The sequence below is a fragment of the Lyngbya sp. CCY1209 genome (assembly GCF_035615495.1).
Lineage (GTDB): Bacteria > Cyanobacteriota > Cyanobacteriia > Cyanobacteriales > Microcoleaceae > Limnospira.
On sequence record NZ_JAJENU010000705.1, the window covers coordinates 1 to 204 of the forward strand.

At 36.3% G+C, this 204-nt stretch carries 1 pseudogene; it reads right to left on the minus strand.

From position 1 onward, the window contains the following. Window positions 1-83, minus strand: a pseudogene (locus LKE08_RS29140) (transposase); the annotation flags it as partial. Window positions 84-204: the final 121 nt, after the last annotated feature.

Below are 204 nucleotides of genomic sequence, written 5' to 3' on the forward strand. Positions count from 1 at the left end.
ACAAAACGACCTGTACGAATGGCTTCATCTAGCCTTTCGTATTGGGCTTTTTCTCCTTCTAATTTCATCTCATAAACAAGCATAGTCTTATCGTTTTAGCCTCGGATAACATGATAGCATTAAAAGGTTAAAAATAACAACCTTTTTGATTTTTTTTCAAGGCGACTGAAGTCGCCGTTCGTTTTTCATCCACGCTTTAAAAAG